General features: G+C 51.9%; 1 pseudogene. It reads right to left on the minus strand.

The features are described from left to right. A pseudogene (locus ACXJ5O_RS29310) lies at positions 1-261 on the minus strand (glutathione S-transferase); the annotation flags it as partial. Positions 262-576: the final 315 nt, after the last annotated feature.

Here is a 576-nt window from a genome sequence, read left to right on the forward strand (position 1 = left end):
CTCTGGTGCAAGGTCGAGCTTCGGTCCGAGGTAAAACAGTATATTGGCGACATGCGATACGATCAGATCACCATCCTTCAAGAACGGTGGCGCAAAGGGAATGTATGGCGCGGATTTGCTGTTTAGCAGCTTCATCATGGCTGCAGTGCCATCCGATCGGCGGGCAACGTCGATATATTCAGCCCCAGCCTCTTCGAGGGCCAATCGCACGAATTCGCCGCGCCCCTGCAATCCGTCCCAGTAGTAGAGTTCATAGTGCATAGAGGTCCTCCTCAACTTGTCTCAGGGAACATCGAAACATGGGAATGTGGCGGAGACCAGCGCTAAACAGCACAGATTTTGATGAGTGTTAGGCAGCTGTGCATTGTCACAATAGTTTCGCATCAGTTCGATCAAACTTTCACATTGCAACCCTAGAGATAGTCCCGGTCGCGACAGCTTTGCATTGTTCAATTTGCTGTCTGAGCACTCATTTTCAATTTCGGAACGGGGACTTCAGATGAAACATTTTGGTGTCAAATTCGCGGCAATGGCCCTGGCGTTGGGCCTTGGCGCCACGCCGGCGCTAGCGGAAAA

The organism is Phyllobacterium sp. P5_D12, from assembly GCF_054049495.1.